Genomic DNA, 2443 nt, shown 5'->3' with positions numbered 1-2443 from the left:
TTTGGCCGGCATCCTCCGCCAGGCGGATCAACACCTCCCAACCCGCGTTGTCGGTCAGCTCCGCCGTCAGCATGGCGTTGAGGCATTGCGCGAGGGTGGTCCGCGGATCATTGAGGACCTGCATGATCCCCATCGATGCCGCCGAGCCGTTCTAGCGCGGCCTTGGCCAGCGCTTCGCCGCCCTCTGCCGTGGTAAGGTCCGCCTGGACATATTCGACGCCCTCGATGGCATCGTTGATCGCGCGGGCGGCAGTAATGACAGGGGCTCCGCCTGTTAGGAAGCGCTCGACCGTGGCGCGGCCCAGTCCCTTGGTGCCACCGCTGACGAGCACGCGCTTGCCGGCGAACTCGGTGGGATCGGCCTTGATGCTCATACCGTAACCTCCAGCGTCGTGATGGCGTCTTCCACCAGCGTGAAGCGGTAGGTGAAGCGGAGCGGGCTGCCCGGGAAGTCGCCATGAGCGGGGCCTTCGACCACGACATCGCCGTCTTCTTCCCGAACGGTATCGGGCGCGAAGATCGCCTTCACCGGAATTACTTCCTCTTCGAACAGTTGGCGGATTGCCGCTTGTCCCTCGAAATGCTTGCCGTTGTCGATGAAGACGGCGTCGCGCTGGAAGGGCTGCAACATGCCGTCGATATCGAGGCGGGCGTTTGCCTCGACATAGCCGGCGATCGGCTGGGGTAGATCCATTGGCATGCTCATCTCCTCGGCGGTGATGAGGCTGATTTAGCGTTGGACGGGCCTCACGATAATCGGGATAAAGGGGGATGAAGAATTGCGATTGACGGGACAATGAGCCGGCATAGTCTGATCGAACTGGACGCGGTAATCGCTATCATGCGCAAGGGATCATTCCGTGCGGCCGCGATTGAACTTGGTGTATCGACGACCGCGCTGAGCAACGCCATTGGCAAGCTCGAACGTCAACTGGGCGTGCGTCTGTTCAACCGGACCACCAGGAGTGTCTCGCTGACGGACGCGGGCCGGGCCTTTGTCGAACGTGTCGGTCCAGCGCTGCAGGACATTCACGAGGCGATGGAGACCGTGCGATCGCAGCAGGAAGTGCCTTCCGGGACCTTGCGCATCAATGCCTTCCCGACAGCGGCGCGCGAAATCATGGCGCCGCTCATACTGGAGTTCGTGCGCCGCTATCCGCAGGTTCACATCGATCTGGTCACGGAAGGGAAGCTGGTCGAAGTCGTGGGCGAGGGCTTCGATCTCGGTGTTCGATCTGCCAACCTCGTTCCCAGTGACATGATCGCTGTTCCTCTCGGCGGCCCGAGGCGCTTCGCAGTCGTCGCGACGCCAGCCTATTTCGAGAAGCAGGGAAAGCCACAGGTCCCAGCGGACCTGCACACCCATCAGTGCCTTCGTGTCAGGCTGCCGAATGGCGCGCTTTACCGCTGGCATTTCGAAAAGAATGGGCAACCTGTACAGGTGGATGTCGCTGGCCCCGTCACGCTCGACGAAGCGAGTCTCTCCCGCATGGCCGTTCTGGACAGCATCGGGATTGGCTTCTTCATGGAATCCGATATCCGAGAAGATCTTGCCGGCGGACGCCTAGTTCGGGTTTTGGAAGACTGGACGCCGGCTCTCGCGCCTCTGGCCCTCTACTATCCAAGCCGGCGCAATCCGTCTGCCGCATTCAAAGCGTTCATTGGTTTGGCCCGTGAGCGTATCGGCACTGCCTTATAAGCCGAATGGCAGTGCTCGGGATATTCCGCCACTCGTACCCTAACCCGCTGAATGGCACGTTTTGGCCGACATCCGCCGGAGCAACGGACTGTCCGCAACTGGGAAGCCGAATTGAACCGCTGAAGGACCGAAAAGGGGCGACCGCCGAACGGATCGCTACGCGCCCGCCTCAGAAAGGTTGCGGAACGCTGGTCGGGGCGGAAAAAGCGCCTGTTTTTGCCATTGGAGAGTAGAGGGTTCGATCCTAGGTGGAAGCGAAGATCCATTTGCAAGGCGGGCCGCTAACGCATCGAGATGACCAGAATCGGCATCGACCAGGTGCCGCAAAGCGGCCCTGTCGAGACTCAGAGGGTGTTCGACGCCACCTTGCTCATGGTCGCTCTTCTTCAGAACGCTTTGCTTGAGTGGGGCCTATCAGTTCGTTCTGGGCAGTACGGCTTGGCCTTTAGAGCACGCGACCGACCGCTCTGTACCCGCCACTTGCACGGGCGCGGAGCAGGCAATGCGCACGTTTCCGTGGGCGCCGCTGAACTGAATCCGTGTGCTGGATCCCATAGCGAGATGTGCGGTGACCTTTGCTAACGAGTCGAAAAGGACCGCGCCTGAGCGCCGCACATAGCTAGCGTCCACAGCCGTGATCTCGTCCGGATCCGTGTTTCCGTCGGTGCGCACGGGGTGGCTGACAGCCAGGATGTAGGCGTCGGTATCGAGCCCGGCTATCGTGGCGTTGGCATTGCGGTGGCG

General features: G+C 61.5%; 4 protein-coding genes. 1 reads left to right on the top strand and 3 read right to left on the bottom strand.

The window, feature by feature from the left end; translation table 11 throughout:
- Window positions 1-107: 107 nt before the first annotated feature.
- Both VMR39_RS11360 and VMR39_RS11355 read right to left on the bottom strand, forming a co-directional pair.
- On the bottom strand, window positions 108-374 hold the full coding sequence (locus VMR39_RS11360) for an SDR family NAD(P)-dependent oxidoreductase (RefSeq protein WP_325416070.1): 267 nt from the start codon (window positions 372-374) through the stop codon (window positions 108-110).
- Window positions 371-700 carry a nuclear transport factor 2 family protein gene (locus VMR39_RS11355; protein WP_325416069.1) on the bottom strand — a complete coding sequence of 110 codons (330 nt, stop codon included), beginning with the start codon at window positions 698-700 and terminating at the stop codon, window positions 371-373. The genes VMR39_RS11360 and VMR39_RS11355 overlap by 4 nt, the downstream gene beginning before the upstream one ends.
- Before the next feature lie 96 nt (window positions 701-796).
- Between VMR39_RS11355 and VMR39_RS11350 the strand changes: the two genes are divergently transcribed.
- Window positions 797-1699, top strand: a complete 903-nt coding sequence (locus VMR39_RS11350; protein WP_325416068.1) for a LysR family transcriptional regulator — start codon at window positions 797-799, stop codon at window positions 1697-1699.
- Between the two features lie 414 nt (window positions 1700-2113).
- Here the strand turns inward: VMR39_RS11350 and VMR39_RS11345 are convergent.
- The coding region (locus VMR39_RS11345; protein ID WP_325416067.1) for a hypothetical protein at window positions 2114-2443 on the bottom strand (330 nt) is incomplete at its 5' end.

Source organism: Sphingobium sp. (assembly GCF_035511395.1).
Classification (GTDB): domain Bacteria; phylum Pseudomonadota; class Alphaproteobacteria; order Sphingomonadales; family Sphingomonadaceae; genus Sphingobium.
The sequence above is the reverse complement of the archived record's forward strand: the minus strand, read 5'-3'. Positions and strand labels throughout refer to the sequence as shown.